The sequence below is a fragment of the Streptomonospora alba genome (assembly GCF_000826685.1).
Classification (GTDB): Bacteria; Actinomycetota; Actinomycetes; order Streptosporangiales; family Streptosporangiaceae; genus Streptomonospora; species Streptomonospora alba.
Window position 1 is genome coordinate 1 of the sequence record NZ_JROO01000011.1, and the last position, 20,625, is coordinate 20,625.

At 73.2% G+C, this 20,625-nt stretch carries 17 protein-coding genes; 10 read left to right on the plus strand and 7 right to left on the minus strand.

Annotated elements, in window-relative coordinates; all coding sequences use genetic code 11:
- The first annotated feature begins 1,158 nt into the window (after nucleotides 1–1,158).
- Nucleotides 1,159–1,905: a tetratricopeptide repeat protein gene (locus tag LP52_RS27645; protein ID WP_238580773.1), complete on the plus strand. Its 747-nt coding sequence runs from the start codon at nucleotides 1,159–1,161 to the stop codon at nucleotides 1,903–1,905.
- Nucleotides 1,906–1,972: 67 nt separating this feature from the next.
- Nucleotides 1,973–2,749, plus strand: a complete 777-nt coding sequence (locus LP52_RS07065) for an aminoglycoside adenylyltransferase family protein (RefSeq protein ID WP_202966072.1) — start codon at nucleotides 1,973–1,975, stop codon at nucleotides 2,747–2,749.
- Between the two features lie 46 nt (nucleotides 2,750–2,795).
- On the opposite strand, the gene LP52_RS07070 is transcribed toward LP52_RS07065, so the two are convergent.
- Nucleotides 2,796–3,998 carry an NHL domain-containing protein gene (locus LP52_RS07070; protein WP_040271816.1) on the minus strand — a complete coding sequence of 401 codons (1,203 nt, stop codon included), beginning with the start codon at nucleotides 3,996–3,998 and terminating at the stop codon, nucleotides 2,796–2,798.
- Nucleotides 3,999–4,141: 143 nt separating this feature from the next.
- On the minus strand, nucleotides 4,142–5,389 hold the full coding sequence (gene nhaA, locus LP52_RS07075) for a Na+/H+ antiporter NhaA (protein WP_040271818.1): 1,248 nt from the start codon (nucleotides 5,387–5,389) through the stop codon (nucleotides 4,142–4,144).
- A gap of 314 nt (nucleotides 5,390–5,703) precedes the next feature.
- On the opposite strand from nhaA, the gene LP52_RS07080 reads away from it, so the two are divergent.
- On the plus strand, nucleotides 5,704–6,132 hold the full coding sequence (locus LP52_RS07080; RefSeq protein ID WP_040271891.1) for an NUDIX domain-containing protein: 429 nt from the start codon (nucleotides 5,704–5,706) through the stop codon (nucleotides 6,130–6,132).
- Between the two features lie 59 nt (nucleotides 6,133–6,191).
- Here the strand turns inward: LP52_RS07080 and LP52_RS07085 are convergent, their stop codons facing one another.
- The gene (locus LP52_RS07085; protein WP_040271820.1) at nucleotides 6,192–7,196 is read right to left on the minus strand and encodes an MBL fold metallo-hydrolase; all 1,005 of its coding nucleotides are present in this window, start codon (nucleotides 7,194–7,196) and stop codon (nucleotides 6,192–6,194) included.
- A 348-nt stretch (nucleotides 7,197–7,544) separates the two neighbouring features.
- Here LP52_RS07085 and LP52_RS27175 point away from each other — a divergent pair, with 348 nt between their 5' ends.
- Nucleotides 7,545–8,036: a single-stranded DNA-binding protein gene (locus LP52_RS27175; RefSeq protein WP_157036249.1), complete on the plus strand. Its 492-nt coding sequence runs from the start codon at nucleotides 7,545–7,547 to the stop codon at nucleotides 8,034–8,036.
- A gap of 122 nt (nucleotides 8,037–8,158) precedes the next feature.
- On the opposite strand, the gene LP52_RS07095 is transcribed toward LP52_RS27175, so the two are convergent.
- From LP52_RS07095 to LP52_RS07105, 3 genes are all read right to left on the minus strand, one after another.
- On the minus strand, nucleotides 8,159–9,181 hold the full coding sequence (locus tag LP52_RS07095; protein ID WP_040271893.1) for an HAD-IIA family hydrolase: 1,023 nt from the start codon (nucleotides 9,179–9,181) through the stop codon (nucleotides 8,159–8,161).
- Between the two features lie 341 nt (nucleotides 9,182–9,522).
- Entirely contained in the window at nucleotides 9,523–10,887 is a 1,365-nt protein-coding gene (locus LP52_RS07100; RefSeq protein WP_040271821.1) for a DUF1015 domain-containing protein, read from the minus strand.
- Nucleotides 10,888–10,944: 57 nt separating this feature from the next.
- Entirely contained in the window at nucleotides 10,945–11,295 is a 351-nt protein-coding gene (locus LP52_RS07105) for an SCP2 sterol-binding domain-containing protein (RefSeq protein ID WP_040271822.1), read from the minus strand.
- Nucleotides 11,296–11,488: 193 nt separating this feature from the next.
- Here LP52_RS07105 and LP52_RS07110 point away from each other — a divergent pair, with 193 nt between their 5' ends.
- Complete coding sequence (locus LP52_RS07110; RefSeq protein WP_052809548.1) at nucleotides 11,489–12,397, plus strand: accessory factor UbiK family protein; 909 nt, start codon at nucleotides 11,489–11,491, stop codon at nucleotides 12,395–12,397.
- A gap of 107 nt (nucleotides 12,398–12,504) precedes the next feature.
- The gene (locus tag LP52_RS07115) at nucleotides 12,505–12,741 is read left to right on the plus strand and encodes a hypothetical protein (RefSeq protein WP_040271823.1); all 237 of its coding nucleotides are present in this window, start codon (nucleotides 12,505–12,507) and stop codon (nucleotides 12,739–12,741) included.
- Between the two features lie 171 nt (nucleotides 12,742–12,912).
- Here the strand turns inward: LP52_RS07115 and LP52_RS07120 are convergent, their stop codons facing one another.
- On the minus strand, nucleotides 12,913–13,872 hold the full coding sequence (locus LP52_RS07120; RefSeq protein WP_238580774.1) for a helix-turn-helix transcriptional regulator: 960 nt from the start codon (nucleotides 13,870–13,872) through the stop codon (nucleotides 12,913–12,915).
- A 61-nt stretch (nucleotides 13,873–13,933) separates the two neighbouring features.
- Between LP52_RS07120 and LP52_RS07125 the strand changes: the two genes are divergently transcribed.
- The 4 genes from LP52_RS07125 (at nucleotide 13,934) to recN (ending at nucleotide 20,473) form a co-directional block, all read left to right on the plus strand.
- Complete coding sequence (locus LP52_RS07125; protein WP_040271824.1) at nucleotides 13,934–16,210, plus strand: ATP-binding cassette domain-containing protein; 2,277 nt, start codon at nucleotides 13,934–13,936, stop codon at nucleotides 16,208–16,210.
- 241 nt (nucleotides 16,211–16,451) lie between these two features.
- Nucleotides 16,452–17,252: a TlyA family RNA methyltransferase gene (locus tag LP52_RS07130; protein WP_040271825.1), complete on the plus strand. Its 801-nt coding sequence runs from the start codon at nucleotides 16,452–16,454 to the stop codon at nucleotides 17,250–17,252.
- A 506-nt stretch (nucleotides 17,253–17,758) separates the two neighbouring features.
- A complete protein-coding gene (locus LP52_RS07135; protein WP_040271826.1) occupies nucleotides 17,759–18,697 on the plus strand; it encodes an NAD kinase in 939 nt (312 codons plus the stop codon).
- 75 nt (nucleotides 18,698–18,772) lie between these two features.
- Nucleotides 18,773–20,473, plus strand: coding sequence for a DNA repair protein RecN (gene recN / locus LP52_RS07140; protein ID WP_040271827.1), 1,701 nt, complete (start codon nucleotides 18,773–18,775; stop codon nucleotides 20,471–20,473).
- Nucleotides 20,474–20,625: the final 152 nt, after the last annotated feature.

The following is a 20,625-nucleotide window of genomic DNA, read 5'->3' on the forward strand; positions in this document are numbered from 1 at the left end:
TTGGGGGGTGGGGTTCCCGTTTTCGGGGGCCCTGCCCCCCTTTTTTTGTACCCGATTCCGGTCGCGGACGGGAACGGCCGGTGGGCGCCCATTCGTCGGCGAAACGGCCGGTCAGCTGCACTTTCAACGGCAGATTACGGTATCGTACTCGGTATCTGACCGACAGTGATCACCAGGCGTCGGCTCGGCTCATGGTCGGCGCATCCCTTCCGGTGTGTTCTGTCGGTCGTGTTCTGTCGGATTGCCAACACTCATCCGCGACCGAGGTCCCGGCGCTTCCGCCGGGGATGGTCAAGAAGGGAATCAGGTGCTTATTCAAGCGCCGATGCGCGGTGTCATCTGGGAACTGAGCGGCGGCGCGCGCCGCCGCTCCGGGGGCCCCGCCGGCTTCTCGCCGGTGGCGGGCGGGAGCCGGTCCTGCGCGGCTGCCTCATGCACTTCTGCGCAGGGGAGATGAGCCCCTCCGGCCTGTCACCGTCCGCGCCGGCGGAGCCGGGCGTAGCCGCGAACGGCCGTACCGGCTCGGGTTCGCTTCCGTCGGGGACAGACCGAAAGACGTACGTCTCAGAGTGTCGTCCTCGATCCTGAGGCGCCGCGGTTGGATGCGAGCGGCGGTGGGAGGCTCCCACCGCCGCGTTCCGGAGGTACCGAGCGGGCGAATGCGCCCGCCGCATGCAGGTAGAGTGAAAGACCTGGGATGAACAACGCGCTGCTACTCCTGAGTGGCAGCGCTTTTGACTGTTTACGGACGGAAGCATGACTGACGAAAGCCGCGGGAACCGGAACGGCTCAGGAGCACGCAACTCTGGAAGCGGCCCCCGTTCCGGCGGTCCAAGTGGCGGCCGAGGCGGCGGTAGCGGCGGTCGGCCCCGCTCCGGGGCCGGAGGCGGCGGCGGTCGTTCGGGAGGCTTCCGTGGCGGTCGTGACGGCGGCGGACGCGGCTCCGGCCAGTCCGGAGGCGGCTCCGGCCGGGGCGGCCAGTCCGGCCAGGGCGGTGGCGGACGGGACCGCCGTGATGAGCGCGGCGCCCGGTCGGGAGACCGCCGAGTCGGCGGACGCCCCGACCGCGGCGACGACCGCGGCCGTCCCCAGCGCGGTCCGAGCGGCGGGCAGGGCCGCGACGGTTCGGGCTCCCAGGACCGTGAGGCCGCTCCCCGGTTGCCGGACGACGTGGCCTTCAACGAGCTCGACCCGGAGGTCCGCAAGGAGCTGACCGGCCTGCCCAAGTCCCTCGCCGAGGTCGTCGGCAGACACATGGTGATGGCCGGCCGCCTGCTCGACGACGAACCCGAGCGCGCCTACGAGCACGCCTCCTTCGCCCGCCGGAAAGCCTCCCGAATGGGAATCGTTCGCGAGGCCGCGGGAATCGCCGCCTACTCGGTCGGCAAATGGCAGGAAGCCCTGTCGGATCTTCGGGCGGCCCGCCGGATGACCGGGCAGGACAACTATCTGCCGATGATCGCCGACTGCGAGCGCGGCCTCGGGCGCCCGGAGCGTGCACTGGAGATCGTGCGCGACCCTGCGGCCAAGGACCTGTCGATCGAGGACCGCATCGAACTGCGCATCGTCGCGGCCGGAGCCCGGCGCGACCTCGGGCAACCGGAGGCGGCCGTCGTGGAGCTGCAGATCCCCGAGCTGAAGGAGCGGCGCGCCCGCCCGTGGGTCGCGCGCCTCTTCTACGCCTACGCCGACGCGCTCGTCGCCTCCGGCCGGAAGAAGGAGGCCCGCGAGTACTTCGCGCGCGCCTCCTCGGTGGACCGCGAAGGGCTGACCGACGCCGACGAGCGCATGGCCGAGCTGGAGGGCGTCGAGATCGTCGACATCGGCGACGACGTCGTCTGGACCGACGCCGAGGACCCCGACGCGGAAGCCGGGGAGTCCGAGGAGAGCGAAACCGACCGCTGACGGCCTGCGCCGACGCCCGTCCGCAGCGGCCCGTCCTCCGGAAAACCGGCTGCGCCCGCACGGACCGATGGCCGAAACCGGCCCGATGGACCTGATCGGCGATATCACACGGCTGGTCGACGACGTCCTCGGCCCCGACGCCCTCGGCGTCTACCTGCACGGGTCCGCGGTGTCCGGCGGGCTGAAACCGGCCAGCGACCTCGACGTGCTCGTCGTCTCCCGGCGGACCATGGACGACGGCCGGCGGCGCCGGCTTCTCGACGGGCTGCTCGCGCGATCCGGCTTCTCCGGCGGAGCGCGACCGGTCGAGCTCACCGTCGTCGTCCAATCCCGGGTCCGCCCGTGGCGGTTCCCGCCCACCGGCGACTTCCTGTACGGCGAGTGGATGCGCGACGAGTTCGCCGCGGGCGGTCCGCCCCGGCCCGCCACGATGCCGGATCTGGCGCTGATCGTCACGATGGCGCTGGCCGGGGACCGCCCGCTCGCCGGCCGGCCGCCCGCGCAGGTACTCGACCCGGTCCCGCACGCCGACGTGGTGCGCGCAAGCGTGGCGGGCATCCCCGACCTGCTCGCCGAGGTGGACACCGACACCCGCAACGTGGTGCTGACCCTCGCCCGCGTCTGGGCCACGCTCGCCACCGGCGAGGTCATGACCAAGGATGCCGCCGCGGAATGGGCCCTCGCCCGGCTTCCGCAGGAGCACCGGCCCGTGCTGTCCCATGCCAGGGACCTGTATCTGCACCGGCGGTACTCCGAGGAGGTCTGGAGCGACGAGCTGAGGGCGCGAGTAGGGCCCCACGTCGAGGCGGTGCTCGCCGGGATCGACAGGTCGACCTCCCGCTGAGGGCGCCGGTGGCGCTGCCGCCGCGACGCGCCGGCGCGGCGGTGGTTCAGTCCGCCCGGTCGGCCAGGGCCGCGGTGATGTCGTGCACAATCCGGATGCGGTGGTTGTGCGTGTCGGCGATGTAGAGGTCACCGCTGGGGCTGACGGCGAGGCCGCCGGGGGAGTCGAGGGCGGCCTGCTCGGCCGGTCCGCCGTCTCCGGTGAAGCCGTGGTGCCCGGTTCCCGCGACGACGATCGGTTCGCGTCGGCCCGGTGTGAAGGCCAGAACACGGTTCTCGACGGCGTCGGCCGCGAACAGTATGCCCGTGCGGCTGTCCACGGCGATGGCTTGCGGATGCTCCGGCAGCCGCGGGTTCCATGCGGCGCTTACGGTGTGCTCGTAGGAGTCCAGCTTGCGCAGCCCGGCGATGCCGTCGACGAACAGGAGTGAGCCGTCGCCGTCCACGGCCAACCGGCCGAGCTCGGCGAACTCCCCGTCCGCGGGGTACCCGCTGCCCGGCCGCCCCTGCGCACCGTTTCCGGCGACCACCCGCACGTGATCGGGCTCCGGCCGCCCGGCGTCGCGGGCCTCGTGCGGGCCGACCGCCACGATGCGGCCGTTGCCGCTGTCGGCGATGTAGAGCCTCCCGCCGGGGCCGACGTCGACGCCGCTGGGCCACCACAGAGCACCCAGCCGCTCCATATGCGGAGGGGACAGCTGCGTGGCGGAGCCGTCTCCGCGGCCCGCGAGGATCTCGATCGTTCCCTCCTTCGGGGCGATCGCGGCCACCTGGTTCTGCAGCGTAGAGGCGGCGTAGAGGGTGTCGCCGTAGGAGCTCACGGCCAGGTCGGCGACCTCGGGCAGTGCCGCGGCCGTGGCGCTCTCGGCCCGAGCCCAGTCCTTCCCGCCCCCGCCGGCGACCGTGTTGATGGTGCCGCTGTCGGGGCTGACGCGGCGGATCCGGTTGTTGTCGGTGTCGGCGACATAAAGGGTGCCGTCGGCGGCGAACGCCAGGGCGCCGGGCGCGTTCAGCCGCGCTCCTACGGCGTCGCCCGCGTCTCCGGCATAGCCGCCCTCGAGCCACCCGGGTTCGCCCGTGCCGACGACGGTCTCGATGGTGCCCGGCTTGTCGGTCCGCGCCGGTGTGCTGCAGGCGGCGGGAGCGAACGCGAGCGCTGCGAGCATCAGCGCACCCGCCCGCCGCAGCGGGCGCGCGGGCGCCACGCCGGTCCCGCCGCCGAAGAGGAGGGCCAGCGGGCCGAGGGGCATCGGTGTCCTTGGGGGAGGGCTCGACGGGTGGACGAAGGTGACGATACCCGGATCGGTGCCGGTCATGCCTGTGGATGTCTTCGTCGCCCGCGAACGCGCAGGCTGGGCCGTTCAGCCGTCCCGGTCCGCGGCGCTCCGCCGTCTCAGCCGCTGCGCGCCCCGGCCTCTCCGGGGATCCCGTGCCGGTTGTAATGGGTGCTCCGCCACCCCAGAATGCCGGCGGAGAGCAATGTGGCGGCCAGCGACGCCAGCAGCACGCCTCCCTTGGCGCTGTCCAGCATCGACTCGGCCCCCGGGTAGGCCAGCTCGGTGATCAGCAGTGAGACCGTGAAGCCGATTCCCGCCAGGATCGACATTCCGGCGATGTCCCACCAGCTCAGTGTGGGGTTGAGTTCTGCACGGGTCACCTTGGTGGTGATCCAGGCGCCGCCGAGGATGCCGACGAGCTTGCCCACGACCAGGCCGAAGAAGACGCCCAGCGCGATGGTGTCGGTGACCATCTGGGCGATGCCGCCGAACGCCACTCCCGCCGACATGAGGGCGAAGATCGGCAGGGCCACCCCCATCGCCCAAGGGCGCAGCATGTGCTCGACGCGGTGCAGCGGCGACTCGTGCTCGCCCTCGGCCTCGGTACTGCGCATCAGCATGCCCATGGCCACGCCTGCGATGGTCGCGTGCACTCCGCTCTCGTGCATCAGCGCCCAGATCGCGAAGGCGAGCGGAACGTAGACCACCCAGTTGGGGATGGGAGAGCGGTCGAGGGCGGCGGCCGGGCCCCGGCCCTGCTGCAGGAAGCCGAACGCCGCCAGGAGTGCCAGGGCGGCGATCAGGGCGCCGAATTTCAGGTCGTCGGTGTAGAAGACGGCGATGACGAGGATCGCGCCCAGGTCGTCGACGATGGCCAGCGTAAGCAGGAACGTGCGCAGCGCCGGAGGCAGATGGCGGCCGATGATCGCCAGCACGGCCAGCGCGAAGGCGATGTCGGTGGCCATCGGAACGCCCCAGCCGGAGAGCCCCTCGGGCCGGGTCAGGTTGAAGAGGACGAAGACCAGCGCCGGTACCACCATGCCGCCGGCGGCGGCCACGATGGGCAGCATCGCCCGTCTCGGGTTGCGCAGCTCACCGTGGACGAACTCCTGCTTGAGCTCGGCGCCGATGATGAAGAAGAACAGCGCCAGGATGCCGTCGGCGGCCCAGTGCTCGACGTCGAGGTCCAGGTGCAGCGGCTCGGACGGGCCGAAGGTGAAGCCGCGGACCGCCTCGTACAGTCCCGACCACGGCGAGTTGGCCCAGATGAGTGCCACGGCGGCCGCGGCGATCAGGAGGAAACCGCCGACGGAGTCCTTGCGAAGTGCGTCGGCGAGTCCGTTCGAACTCGTCTTGGTCGCCATGGTCGAAACTCCCGAGTCGTCCCTACGCGTTGCAGAACATCGCCGACCAGACTTCCCGGCACACCATGCGTGTCACACCGACCGCCCGGACAACCCTGCCCTATGGCTCGGGATCTGTCCAAGTCATCCCAGCTCACACGAGTTCGCGAAACTCACCGAGCAGGGGGTTCCTGAATTCTAGGAGAGTACGATTACACCGGCCCCCCCGGGGGGCGGTTCGCAGGGCCGCCGACCGCCCGCTCCGGAGGACGTTCCGGGCGGCCCCGCCGGCCGCCCGCCCTTCCGAACCCCCGATCGCCGAGGTGTTCGACCCCATGAGCCCGCAACCGTCGCTGAACGGCGCCGCCGTACACCTGGGACGCTTGCCCGAACGCCACGATTCCGTGGTGTGCCTGCTGTTCCGCGGTGAACGGCCGGTGCTGGTGCGCCACCGCAGCCGTGCCTGGGAGTTCCCCGGCGGCCACGCCGAACCCGGCGAGGGCATCGAGGCGACGGCGCGCCGCGAAGCCCGCGAGGAGGCCGGCGCCGACCTCGGCGAGGTGCACGTCGACGGCTACTACGTCCTCGCCGGCGGCCATACGACCGTCGTCACCCATGCGCAGGTTGCGGCGCGCCGGCCGCTCGACGGCACTTTCGAGACCGACGAGGTCGGCGAGTTCGACGTGCTGCCCGCTGACCTGTCGTGGGACGACGGCATCTACGCCCACCTGCTGCGCGTGCTGGGCCTGCCCGGCGCACCGTGAGCCGCCGGGGCGGCTTCCGGGGCCCGGGCGCCGTGGAGCCCCGGCGGGGCCGACCCCGGTCAGCCCTCCCGCTGCCCCCCGGAGTCGGCGGCCGCACGCTGGTCCTCGGCGACGCGGTCGAGCCAGTGCGTGATGCCGGTGACGTTGCTGTGCACTCCGCTGAGGACGTCCATGACCTCGGCCGATTCGGCGGAGACCGATTCCGGGTTGGGGCGGTAGCGGCTCACGACCCGCTCGCGCACCATGGCCACGGCATGGTCGAGGTCGGGGGAGTCGGCCCGTGCGTCGCGAACCGTCTCCACCCACATCCGCAGTTCCTCCTCGGCGCTCTGCAGCGTCTCGCCGACCGTATCGACGGCCCCGAAGTGCGAGAACATCAGCCGTCGCGCCCCGATGTCGCCGAACAGCCGCAGGGACGCGACCGCGGCGTCCAAGTCGAAGTCGGGCGGCGGGGTGGCGGGCCGCACGTCGCCGGTCGCGGGGTTGTAGACGCCCAGGGCGTCGCCGACGTAGAGATCTCCGGTGGCGGAGTCCACCAGGCCGACGTGGTGCTTGGCGTGGCCGGGTGTGTAGTGGCTGACCAGCCGGCGCCCGGCGCCCAGGTCGACCTCGCCGCTTTCGGCGACCGAGCGGATGCGGGCGGCGTCGGTGGGGCGCAGGTCGCCGAAGAGGACGTCGAGCTGGTCGCCCCAGACCATGCGGGCGCTACGCATCAGGCGCGACGGATCGGCGAGGTGGCGGGCGCCCCGCTCGTGGACCACGATCTCGGCGTTGGGGAACATCGTCGCGATGTCGCCGACGCCGCCGGCGTGGTCGAGGTGGATGTGGGTGACGACGACGGTGGCCAGGTCCCGGGGGCCGATTCCGAGCGCCTGCAGCGCGTCCCGCAGCACCGGTGCGGATCCGGCGGTGCCCACCTCGACGACGCAGGGCCGCTCGGTGCGGATCAGGTAGCTGGAGGTGATCCCGGGATAGCCCGCCATCCGCGTGTCGATGGCGAAGATGTCGTCGCCCAGGGCGGTGATGCCGCTGGGCAGCGCGTTGGGGTCCACGTCGTCGTGCACCTGGCGTCTCCTTCCGCTTGCGAACGGCGGCCCGAGGTGCGGGCCGCCGCAGAGGGTCCCGGGGCCGGCGGCGGTTGCCGCGGTGCGGGAGCGCCGCCTCCGCCGCGACCGGGCGGCCTGTGCCGAATCTAGTTCACCGCGGATCCGACGTGGCCGGGCGGGGCAGGCGCGGCCGCCGCCCACCGCCGCCCCGACGGAGCCGGGTGCGTCGAGACTTGTCCACAGGTCGGGAATCGGGCTTTCGGCCGAGGGTGTGCGACTCGGATTCTGGAATCGCCCGGCCGGTCCGCTTCGGCGGTCCGGCAGCCGCCACTCGGGACCATCGAGTCTCGTCCGCAGGGAGGAACCATGCCCGACACGACCACGCCCCCGACCACCGCTCCGGCGCCGGCGACGATTCCCGGCACCGCGAACGCCACCGGAACCACTCGCGGCAAGCGGGCGGCGGCGTCCGCGCGCGGCTCGGCCGGCGGGAACGATCGCGAGCCCGGCCACCGCAACGAGGTCGTCGTCGCCGGACGCATCACCGCCGAGCCCTACGTCCGCGAACTGGCCAGCGGCGACCGCCTCACCACCTGGCGGGTCTCGATCGCCCGCGCCCCCGCCCAGCAGCGCCCCAACCAGTCCGCCGACCCCATCACCTGCGTCAGCTTCCAGAAGGCCATCGAGGAGCGCACCCGCGAGTGGCGCCTCGGCGACGTCGTCCAGATCAGCGGCGTGCTGCGCAGGCGCTTCTGGAGGTCGCCCAAGGGCGCGGCAAGCGTCGTGGAGATCGAGGCGCGCACCGTTCAGCGCATCAGTCGCCGCCCCGGATCCTCCGCGGACGCTTCCGGGAGCTGACGTCCTGATCCCCGCCGCTGCGCCGTGCCCGGATCTGCCGGTGAACCCGTGCATGCCGCCGGGCACGGCAGGCCCTCTGCGTTCGTCGCGGCCTCGGCGGCGGGTCCGGACCGCCTGCGGTGCTAGTCGTCCTCCGGCAGGCCCAGCTCGGCGAGGGCCTCGTCGCAGCTGCCGTCCGGAACGGGGCCGTCGGGGTGGGCGGCCCAGGCGCAGGCGCACAGGGCGCGCAGGCCGTCCAGGCGTTCGCCCCGGCCCGAGAGGCGCAGCCGGCCCGCCCGGAGAGCGGCGGTCCACCCGCCGCAGTGGGCATCCCCGGACTCCATACGGACGTGCGGGTGGGGCTGGTTGATCCCGGACAGATCCCAGGCGAGGAAGGAGGGACGGTGCTCGGGCGGAGCGATCACCGCTTGGGCGGGGCTCGTCACACCGGAGAACACCAGCAGGCCGGCGGCGCCGCGCACTGTGGCGCTTTCGATGTCGGTGTCGAGTCGGTCGCCCACCACCAGCGGCGCCTCGGCACCGGTCCGCAGCACGCCCTCCTCGTGCAGGGGCCGCATGGGCTTGCCTGCCACCACCGGCTCCTTGCCGGTGGCGTGGGCGATCACCCGGGCGGCCGCGCCGTTGCCCGGTTGCACGCCGAGGTCCAGGGGTGCCGTCGCGTCGTTATTGGCCGACACGAACAGCGCGCCGTCGGCCACCGCGAGCGCCCCCTGGACCATCAGGTCGTAGCTCAGCCGGGGGGAGTAGCCCTGGATCACGGCCACCGGCCGCTCCGCGGCCGTCGACACCGGTCGCAGTCCGCGCTGGCGCAGCGCCAACCGCAGGCCCGTGTCACCCACCACCAGCACGGCCGATCCGGCCGGGAAGCGCTCCGACACAAGCCGCGCGGCGGCCTCCGCCGAGGTCACCACATCCTCCGGAGCCGCCCCGACCCCCATCGAGGTGAGCCGTTCGGCGACCCGGGCGGGAGTGCGGGCCGCGTTGTTGGTCACGAAGGCCACGCGCATGCCTGCCGCCCGTGCCTTGTCGACGGCCTCGGGCGCGGCGGGCACCGGAGCGGAGCCGACGTAGACGACGCCGTCGAGATCGAGCAGAGCCGCGTCGTAGCGCTCGTTCAGCGGGCTCTCTGCGCTCTGCAGGGTCATGCCGTCAGTCATCGGTCTCCTGGTCCTGGTGCGAGTCGCCCGGTGCGCCCGGGGGTGCTCCGGGTCCGGTCCCCGCCGCGCGCCGGCCGCGCGGGCGGCCGGCGACCGCGCTGCGGGGCCGCCGTGATCCCGCTCCGGCGGGAGCGATCACATCTGAACGGCCCTTCGCGCCCACCGGAGCCGCCGCGCATGCCTTTGCCGGACACCGGCGCCCGGGCGTTCGCCGGTTCCACCACCCAGCCTAGCCAGCGGAGGCAGAGGGGACGGCCGCGGTATCCCCTGCGCCGGCGGTGCGGTATCGCGGCGCGGTCCCCGGCGACACCGAAGGCGCGCCCGCGGGCTCATCCCGTGAGTCGGGGGCCGAGCGCTTCGGCGCCACGCAGCACGAGGCCGGTCCGCGGCTTGGGACCGAAGGACGTCGTCTTGCGCGGTGTCAGTTCGCCTTCGGCGGCGATCGTGTAGACGTCCTCGACCGGGACGGGGTCCAGCAGCACAGCCGTGTCGCGGCCGGGGCGGGCCGCGGCCACCGCCGCGGCGGGGTCGTCGTGCACCAGGTCGACGTCGGCGTCGCCGAGCCCCCACACGCCCAGCAGGTACTCCAGAGCGGCGGTGGGCAGAGCGCGCCAGGCGGGGGAGCGGTCGGGGAACGCGGCCGCCAGCCGATCCGCATCCACGCGCAGCCGGAACCTCCTGCTTCCGCGATCGGGCGCGGCGAGCACCAGCCCCGGACCTTCGCCCCCCGACGGCTCGGAGGTGCCGCCGGTGGCTCCGGGCGGAACCGCCGGCCCTTCCGCTTCGGCGGGCATCGGCACCGCTGCCGCCACCTCGGCCGCCGCCGCAACCGCGGCGTCGGTGTCCAGGCCGCGCAGCACCCGGTGGATCGCGCCCACTCGGGGCGGGCAGGAGTCGGAGTCCACCAGCAGCGCGAGCCCGTCGTCCCAGGGGCCCGGCCCGTGGCGGCGGGCCCGGAGGCGCTGGTAGGCGGCGTAGCGGTGGTGCCCGTCGGCGATGAGCGCGGTGCGGGCGGCCAGATCCGCGGCGATCTCCCCGTGCAGCGCTGTGTCGGTGACCGACCACAGCCGGTGGGCGACGCCGTCGGCGGTCGCGGTATCCACCAGCGGCTGCGGCCAGGTTTCGGCGACCGTTTCGGTGATGCGTGCGGCGGCGCCGTCGCCTCCTCGGTAGAGCAGGAAGATCGGTTCCAGGTTGGCCTGGGTGGCGGCCATCAGCCGGGCGCGGTCGAGTACCGGCTCCGGGGCGACGTCCTCGTGCGGGCGCACCACTGGGCTGCCGGGAGCGGGGAGACGCAGCGCGCCGACGAGCCCGCGCTGGCGCAGTCCTTCGGGCAGGGTCTGCTCGTAGACGTAGATCGCCGGTTCCCTGTCGCGGACCAGGATCCCCTCGGTGAGCCAGTTCCGCAGCGTGCGCGCGGCGGCCGCATAGCGGTCCGCCGCGGTTATGGGCGGCCCCGCTCCCGCACGCTGTCCGACCGTGATCGGCGGAACGGTCAGACGGACGGCGTTGTGCGGTTCGGCGCGGGTGAGTTCCGTGAAGGAGGCCGCGTCGAGCACGTCGTAGGGCGGTGCCAGGGCCCGGGCGATCTCGAACTCGGGCGAGTCCAGCATCGGGCCGGCGTCGCGGTCGGCGTAGCGCAGCCCCCGCAGTGGCGCCAACTCAAGGGCGTCCGCGCCCGCGTGTTTCCGCACGCTGGCACGATACCCGCCGCAGGCGGCGTTCTCGCCGTTGAGGGCGGGTGCGGGCGCTCACAGCAGCTTGCGCAGCCGCATCAGATCGCCGAAGTTCGCATCGAGCTTCACCCGGCCGCCGAGAAGGGCTTTGGCGGCGTCGAGGCGGTCCTCGGCCAGCGCGACGAGGTCGTCGCTGGAGACGGTGACGCCCACCTCAGCGCGCCGGGCGGATTCGTCGGGCCGGCGCTCGGTGATGTCCTGCATCCCGTCTTCGGTCAGGCGCATGTCGAACACGGTGTCCACGTCGCTCACGGTGAGGCTTACGGTGCGCTCGACGATGTGCTTGCGCCGGTCGGCCGGGTCGATTTCGGTGATGCGCTCGGAGACCTTGCCGATCGCCGCCCGGCACTCCTCCAGAGTGGCCATGGGTCCCATGATGCCCCACCGGCGTCCGGCTCTCCCGCCCGCCGCCGCGGTGCGGCGGGCGAAATGCCGCTCGACCCTGCGAAGTCGCGCCCGTGGAGGCCGCACGCCCGGTAGCGTTTACGGCTGCGTCCCACCCCGCTGTGGCACCGGCAACTCTTCCGCTTTCTCTGGTACCGGCAAGGAGCAAGTCACCATGGTCGTCGATGCGGTGCGTGCCTATTTCGAAGCAGTCAACGGCCTCACCGAACTGACCCGCAAACGCGCTGTCGCAGCGGCCAAAGTGATCCTCAAGGCGGGTGAGGAGCGTTTCGCCGCCCCCGCGCCGAGCGGGGCGCGGTCCGCTGGGCCGGCGGGAGAGACCGGCGACGGCGGGCAGCGCGCGGGTTCGGGGATCCAGACGTTGGCCGGCGAGCTGATCGAGACCTCGCAGGCCAACCGCGAGGCGCTGAACGCACTGGTCGGCAGCGAGGTCGAGCGGGCCCTGGAGCGGATGGAGCTGGTCAGCCGGGCTGAGTACGACCGCCTGGCACGCCGCGTGGCCGAGCTGGAGCGCCGCCTGGCCGCCCAGCGGCCGCTCATCAGCACGGCGCCCATACACGCCGCGGTGCCGCCCGTCGCCGCTGCCTCCGCGGAGGCAGCCGAGGCGGGGCCCCTGCCGTCGGCGGGCGGAGCCCCCGCCGACGCGGCCGACGGGTACGGGAAGGCGGTCGAGGACGCGCCGGCCGGGACCGCAGCGGACGCGGACGCCGCTGGGAAGCCCGAGACGAGCGCGCACACGCGAGACGCTGCGCACGGCGCCGGTGCGAGCGCCGCGGTCGACTCGACCGAAACCGAAACCGAAACGAACGGTGAGGCGCCGGGCGGCGAGCCGCTTACGGAGGCGGACCAGGGCGACTCGGAGCGCTCGGAGGCGGCGTCCTCGGGCGGAGGCGCGGGGAACGGGCAGGCCACCGCCAAGAGAACGGCGGCGTCGGCCAAGAGCCAGCAGCAGCGCTCGACGAAGGCCAAGTCCGGTTCCGGCCGTTCCGGCGCCGCCGCCAAGAGCGGTGGCGCGAAGCGCCCCGCCAGCCGTGGTAAGAACAGCACGAAGAACGACCAATAGCCACAGCACGAGCGGAATTGCACAATAGGACCGGCGCCGCGGGAGCGGGTCGGCTCCGCGGCGGTAGGCACGGCAATGCGCGCACAGATGAAGGGCGGCGCGGAAAAGTGACGGACGCAACCCCCCTTGGCCACACGGAATCGGCCGAAAACGCCCACGCGGCCACCGAGCAACAGCAGGCGGCGGGAATCGCCGAGCGCACCCTGCAGATGGCCCGCGAACGCCTGGCGGCCCTCGACGACATGCCCACTGCCGACCACGTTGCCGTCTTCGACGAACTGCATCAGGAACTCTCCACAGTCCTCAACGGTCTGGAGAAGGACGACAGCCCTCGCGGCGGCTGACCCGCGGCACCGCCGTCCCGCGCGCCGCTGCCGCGGTTGCCGGCGCCGGCGAGCACAGAGCGGCGGGAGCATCGCGGCACAGGCGAGCCACGGCCGCAGGCGGTGCGCGCCCGCACCACCGTGCGGCTGCGCTGCGGGCGCAGCCGCACGGGGCGGCCGCTCCGGCGGGGATCAGTCGCCCGCCGCCTGTGCCATGCGCTGCGCGGCGTCGCGGGTGAAGGCGACCAGCTCCGGGGGGCCTTCGACCGTATAGGCGACGCCGACCATGGCGACGGTGATCGCGATCCATTCCCACGAGTCGGCGGCGGTCACCAGGCGGCAGGAGCCGGAGTCCACGGCCTCCAACGAGCCCGCCTCGGCCATCAGCCGCTCCGATACCCGTTCCACCGGCGCGGAGAACAGCACCACGCCGCGGTGCCGGCTGATGGGGAAGCGTGCGCTGTCGTGCACGAAGCTCACGGTGTCGGCGCTCGGCAACTCGCGCGCGGTGAACGTGGTGGGCTGGACCGTCAGCCCGGCCATCCGGTCCAACCGGAACGTGCGCCAGTCACGCCGGTCGCGATCCCAGCCCAGCAGGTACCAGCGTCGCCCCACCAGCACCTGCCGGTAGGGCTCGACGCGGCGGTCGCCGCTGCGTTCGGCGCGGTCGGTGTAGCTGAAGCGCACGTGGTTTCGCGCGTGCGCGGCGGTGGCCAGGCGCTGCAGAGTGCGCAGATCGGGGGCGGCGTGGGTGCGCGCGACGGCGTCGGTGGAGGAGGAGACGGCTTCGGCCCGGTAGCGCAGCCGCGACGGCAGCACCTGTTCCAGCTTGATCAGCGCGTTGCCCGCAGCGTCGGCGGCATCGGACACGGCGGCCGACGACGCCAGGCGCAGCCCCACCACGGCGGCCACCGCCTCCTCGTCGGTGAGCAGCAGCGGCGGCATGGCGCGCCCGGCCACGAGCCGGTAGCTGCCGCCGGGACCGCGCGTGGATCGGACGGGATAGCCCAGGCCGCGCAGCCGGTCGACGTCGCGCCGCAGGGTGCGCGCAGACGCGCCGACGCGCTCGGCGAGCTCGCGCCCCGTCCAGGTCCTGCCGCTCTGCAGCAGCGACAGCAGTTCCAGCATCCGCCCGCTCGGTCCGTCCACCACACTCCGATCCTGCACCCGGTTGCGGCCGGAATCCGGCCTCAACCGTTTCTACCGTCGCCCCATGGCACACGACCGCATCCGCATCTCCGGCGCCCGCGAACACAACCTCGCCGACATCGCCGTGGAGATCCCGAAAGACCGCCTGACCGTGGTCACCGGGGTGTCCGGCTCCGGTAAGTCGTCGCTGGTCTTCGACACCGTCGCCGCCGAATCCCAGCGCCAGCTCAACGAGACGTTCACCACCTTCGCCCGCAACCGGCTGCCCAGATACGGACAGCCCGACGTCGACACGATCGAGAACCTGGCCCCGGCGATCATCGTCGACCAGAGGCGGCTGCGCGGCGACGCCCGCTCGACGGTGGGCACCATCACCGACATCTACTCCCTCATGCGGCTGCTGTGGTCGCGCGCCGGGCGGCCCCGGATCGGTTCGTCCAACCTCTTCTCCTTCAACGACCCCCAGGGCATGTGTCCGCGGTGCGCCGGTCTCGGCGCTGTCCGCACCGTCGACGTCGACGGACTCGTGGATCGCAGCCGATCGCTGAACGAGGGCGCGATCCGCTTCCCCACCTTCCACGTCGGCGGCTGGATGTGGCGCACCTACGCCGACTCCGGGCTGTTCGACAACGACAAGCCCCTGGCCGACTACACGCCTGCCGAATGGGAGGCGTTCCTGCACGGCGCAGCGGCCACAGTGCACCTGCCCAGCCGGGGCGGACCGGTGCCCACCGCCTACGAAGGGCTGCTGCCCAGGTTCGAGCGCATCTGGCTGCCCAAGGACCCCGAGACGCTCAAGCCCAAGGCCCGCGAAGCCTTCGACAGAGTCGTCACCGAGACCGCGTGTCCCGACTGCGAGGGAACCCGGCTGTCGGCGGCCGCGCTGTCCAGCCGGATCGACGGGCGCACCATCGCCGAGGGCGCCGCCATGGAGGCCGGAGAGCTGGCGGCGGCGGTACGGGGCATGGACGTCGGCGACGCCGCGCCGGTGGCCGAGGCGCTCGCCACCCAGCTGGAGCACATGGTCGGGATCGGGCTGGGATATCTGACCCTGGACCGGCCCACGTCGACGCTGTCGGGCGGGGAGTCGCAGCGCGTGAAAACGGTCCGCCACCTCGGCAGCAGCCTCACCGGCATGCTCTACATCCTCGACGAGCCCAGTGTCGGCCTGCACCCCCACGACGTCTCCCGCCTCACTCGACTGCTGTGCCGCCTGCGCGACAAGGGCAACACGGTCCTGGTCGTCGAGCACGACCCCGACGTGATCGCGGTGGCCGACCACGTCGTCGACATGGGCCCCGGAGCCGGCGAGGCGGGAGGGCGGGTGGTCTACGAGGGCGACGCGGCCGGGCTGGCCGCCGCCCCGACGGCCACCGGCCGCGCCCTGCGCGATCGGCCCGTGCCCAAGGCCGCTCCGCGGACCCCGGCCGGATGGGCGCGGATCCGCGGCGCCGACCGCCACAACCTGCGCGCAGTGGACGTGGACATCCCCACCGGCGTGCTGACCGCCGTCACCGGGGTGGCCGGCTCGGGAAAGAGCACTCTCGTGCACGGCTACCTGCCGCTCGTGTGCCCCGGGACCACCGTGATCGACCAGCGCGGCATCCGGGTGTCGCGCCGCTCCAGCCTGGCCACCTACACCGGGATCCTCGACGTGATCCGCCGATTGTTCGCCCGGGAGAACGGGGTGAGCACGTCGCTGTTCACTCCCAACGGGGAGGGCGCCTGCCCGGCGTGCGAAGGGCTCGGTGTGGTCTACACCGACCTGGCTTTCATGGACCCCATCGTCAGCACCTGCGAGGTGTGCGGCGGCACGAGGTTCACCGACGACGTGCTGCGGTACCGACTCGACGGGCGCACCGTCGCCGATGTGCTGGACCTCAGCGTGCGCCGAGCACTCGACGCCTTCCCGCGGTCCGGTGCCGTCAACTCGGTGCTTGTGCGCCTGGACGAGGTGGGGCTGGGCTATCTCGCGCTCGGGCAGACCCTGAACACCCTCTCCGGCGGCGAGCGGCAGCGCCTCAAGCTCGCCGACGAACTCGGCGGCGACGGCGGCGTGTACGTGTTCGACGAGCCCACGACGGGGCTGCACATGTCCGATGTCGCCGACCTCCTCGCGCTGCTCGACCGGCTGGTCGACGGCGGCTCGACGGTGGTGGTCGTCGAGCACGACCTCGACGTGGTCAGCCGTGCCGACTGGATCGTCGACCTCGGGCCCGGGCCGGGCCGCCACGGGGGAGGGGTGGTGTTCCAGGGGACGCCCGCCGACCTGCTCGCGGAGCCCGCGTCCGAGACCGCCCGCCACATGCGCCGGGCGGTGCGCACCGCGCAGCCGGTGTAACAGGGGCGCCGGCGGCGCGGCCGCCCGCCCCGCGGGATCTCGTATGCTTTGCCTTGCCGCCGCCGCAGCCTGCGGCGTCGCGGGCGGCATCCGCTCGGCGGAGGATCGGCGCGCGGCTCATCGCCTCGATCACGCGGGAGACGCGCGTGCACGCCCGCCCGCGGCCGCCAAGGCGCCGCCCCGCCCCGCCGGTGCGGGGGCGGCTCCCCGGATACCCGAGAGGTGGGTGCACTCGATCCCCATGGTCAGGCGCAGCCGACTGGATGCCGAACTGGTCCGCCGCGGGCACGCGCGTTCGCGAAGCCACGCCGGCGAACTGATCGACGGCGGACACGTGCTGGTCGGCGGTGTCCCGGCCGGGAAGGCTGCTACGCAGGTGGGCCTGGACCAGGCGATCGTGGTCAAGGCACCCCCGGACGAGCCGACCTACGTCTCGCGCGGCGCGCACAAGCTGGTGGGTGCGCTGGAGGCGTTCGGGATCGAGGCCTCGGGGCGGCACTGCCTGGACGCCGGAGCGTCCACCGGCGGGTTCACCGACGTGCTGCTGCGGCGCGGCGCGGCCTCGGTGGTGGCGGTCGACGTGGGCTACGGGCAACTGGCGTGGCCGCTGCGCAGCGACGACCGGGTCACGGTCCTGGAGCGGCGCAACGTGCGCGACCTGGAGCCCGAGCAGGTGGGCGAGCCGATGCCGGACCTGGTGGTGGCGGACCTGTCGTTCATCTCGCTGGGCCTGGTGCTGGGCCCGCTGGTGCGCTGTGCCGACCCCGGCGCCGACTTCACGCTGATGGTCAAGCCGCAGTTCGAGGTGGGCAAGGACCGTGTGGGGACCGGGGGTGTGGTCCGCGACCCGCAGTTGCGCGCCGAAGCGGTGCGCACCGTCGCCGACCGCGCCCGCGAGCTGGGCCTGGGAACGGCCGAGGTGGCGGCGAGCCCGCTGCCCGGCCCCTCGGGCAACGTCGAGTACTTCCTCTGGCTGCGCGCGGGCGCGCCCCCGCTGGACGAGGGGCGGCTGCAGAGCGCTGTGGCGGAGGGCCCGCAGTAGGCCGGGGATCGGGAAGGGCCGCAGCGGCCCGGAGCGGAGGGGCCCGCGCCGCCGACCGGGCCCCGGGCCGGGGCGTGGCCGTGCGCTGCGCCCGCCGCTGTGCGGATCGCGCCCTCGCGGTGCGGCCCGCCCCGTCGCGGTCGGCGGCCGGCGGCGTGCGACGGGGGATACGCTCCGGTGCGGGCACTTCGCCGCGGGCCGCGTACACGGCGAGCGCCCCCGCCGCGTCCCGGCGCCGGGCGCGAACGCGGCCTGGGCGCCGAACGGATGTGTGGAGCCGTATGCAGTGTCCATGCCCCGAGTAAACGCCGCCGCTCCCGGCGACCGCCACTGGCGATGCCCGGATGTGGATAACGTCGTTGTGGGACACGCTCTCTCTGGACGGGTAGCGTGACTCGGCCGGTGTGCGAGCCGGTGCCGCGGGTACCGCACCGCCGGTCGCGCCGTGGCACGCCCGCGCCGCCGGCGGTCAGGGCGGTGTTGCCAGGCGAAGTTGAGGAGACCCGATGACCAGCCCCGGATCGGACGGACGCAGTGTGCTGCTGCTGGCGCATACCGGTCGTGCTGCGGCCACGCGCAGCGCTCAGCTGGTGCACCGCAGCCTTACCGAGGCAGGTCTGACCGTGCGGATGCTGGCCTCGGAGGTCGACGAGCTGAAACTCGCCGGCTGCGATCTCGATCCGGTCGAGGCCGTAGGCGGTCTCGACGCGGCCGAAGGGGTCGAGCTGGTGATGGTGCTGGGCGGCGACGGCACCCTGCTGCGCGCCGCCGAGATCGCCCGCCCCGCCGGCGCGCCGCTGCTGGGCGTCAATCTCGGCCACGTGGGCTTCCTCGCCGAAGCCGAGCGCGAGGACCTCGGCGCGACGGTGCGCAGCGTCGTCGATCGCGATTACGAGGTCGAGGAGCGGATGACCCTCGACATCGCCGTCTACAACGGCGGCCGCAACGCCACAGCGCCGCCCGTCCGCACCTGGGCGCTCAACGAGGCGACGCTGGAGAAGGCCAACGCCCGGCGCATGCTGGACATGGTGCTGGAGATCGACGGCCGCCCGCTGTCCCGATGGGGCTGCGACGGTGTGGTCTGCGCCACGCCCACCGGCTCGACGGCACACGCCTTCTCGGCCGGCGGCCCCATCGTCTGGCCGGAGGTCGAGGCGCTCGTGGTGGTCCCGATCAGCGCCCACGCGCTTTTCGCCCGCCCGATAGTGGTCTCCCCCGACGCCACCGTGGCCTGCGAAATCGTCCCGGCGACCACGGCAGGCGTGCTCTGGTGTGATGGACGCCGTATGGTCGAATTGCCCGCAGGGGCACGAATCGAGGTGACCCGCTCCGACATGCCGGTCCGACTCGCGCGCCTGCAGCGGGCGCCGTTCACCGACCGGTTGGTGGCCAAGTTCGCCCTGCCGGTCGCGGGCTGGCGCGGCCGCTCCGAATACGAGGCCTGACCGGCCGCGTGGACGGGGCGCCTCGCCCGAGCGTCCGCACCGCAAGCACGTCAATGGTGAGCAGGAGAGGATTCGGTGCTCGAAGAAGTCGGCATCCGAGGTCTCGGCGTCATCGACGACGCCGTCCTGGAGCTGTCGCCCGGTCTCACCGTCGTCACCGGTGAGACCGGCGCTGGAAAGACCATGGTGGTGACCGGGCTGGGACTGCTCTTCGGCGGCCGTGCCGATCCGCAGCGGGTCCGCCCCGGCTCCGACCGCGCGACGGTCGAGGGCCGCCTGACCGTGCCCACCGAGGGCCGCGTGGCCGACCGCGTCGCCGAGGCCGGCGGCGAACTCGACGACGACGTCCTCATCCTGACCCGCAGCGTCTCCGCTGAGGGGCGCTCCCGGGCCACGCTGGGCGGCAAGTCGACACCCGTGAGTGTGCTGTCCTACCTCGCCGACGACCTCATCGCGGTGCACGGCCAGTCGGACCAGCACCGGCTGTTGCGCCCCGAACGCCAGCGCGCCGCCCTCGACCGCTACGCCGGCGAACCGCTCGCCCGTGCGCTGCGTTCCTACACCACCGCATACCGTCGGCACCGCGAGGTCTCCGCGTCGCTGGAGGAGCTGGTCACCCAGGCGCGTGAGCGCGCCCAGGAAGCCGACATGCTGCGCTTCGGCGTCGAGGAGATCGCCGCCGCCGAACCCGTGCCGGGGGAGGACGCCGAGCTGCTGGCCGAGGAGACGCGCCTGGCCCACGCCGACTCCCTGCGCATGGCGGCCACGACCGCCCACGAGGCACTCACCGGCGATCCCGCCGCCGAGATCCAGGCCGACGCGGTGGGTCTGCTGGCCGCCGCCCGCCAGGCCCTCACCGCGGTGCGCGAGCACGACAGCGCGCTCGCCACGGTCTCCGACCGCTTGGACGAAGCCAGCTATGTGATCAGCGACGCCGCCACCGAGTTGGCCTCCTACGCCGAATCGGTCGAGGCCGATCCCGCCCGCCTGGCCGCCGTTCAGGAGCGCCGCGCCCTGCTCAACCAGCTCTCCCGCAAGTACGGCGAGACCACCGACGACGTGCTCACGTGGTCGGAGAACGCCGCCAAGCGCCTGTCCGAGCTGGAAGGCGACGATGAGCGCATCGAGGAGCTGCGCGCCGAGGAGGCCGAGCTCCGCGAGCAGCTGACCGGATTCTCCGACGAGCTGACCGACCTGCGCAGCCGTGCAGCCGAGGACTTCGGCGCGGCGGTCACCGACGAGCTCACCGCGCTGGCGATGCCCCACGCCCGGGTCGACGTCAAGATCACCACCGGCGAGGAGTTCGGTCCGCACGGTCGCGACGATGTGGAGGTGCTGCTGGCCCCGCACCCCAGCGCTCCGCCGCTGCCGCTGAACAAGGGCGCCTCCGGCGGTGAGCTCTCCCGCGTCATGCTCGCCATCGAGGTGGTCTTCGCCGGCGCCGATCCCGTGCCCACCTTCATCTTCGACGAGGTCGACGCGGGCGTCGGCGGCAAGGCCGCCGTCGAGATCGGCCGCCGCCTGGCCCGGCTGGCCCGTAGTTCCCAGGTCGTCGTGGTCACCCACCTGCCGCAGGTGGCCGCCTTCGCCGACGCGCACCTGGTGGTGGAGAAGTCCAGCGAGGGGACCGTCACCGAGAGCGGGGTGACCCGCCTCGACCGCGACGGCCGCACCCGCGAGCTGTCGCGGATGCTGGCCGGCCTGGAGGACTCCGAACTCGGCCGAGCCCACGCTGAGGAACTGCTCACCATCGCCTCCGCGGACCGGGACGCATAGCGGAGGCCGTGCCGCGGTGCACGGTGGTTCGGCCGTGGCCGGGGACGGCCTCGGCCGGTTCCGCGGACGGTTGCGGTCGCAGCGAGGCGGCGCGTCCCTGCAGGTGCACTCGCCCTTCACAGCGGCGGTGATCGCGGGCGCTGCGGCCGATG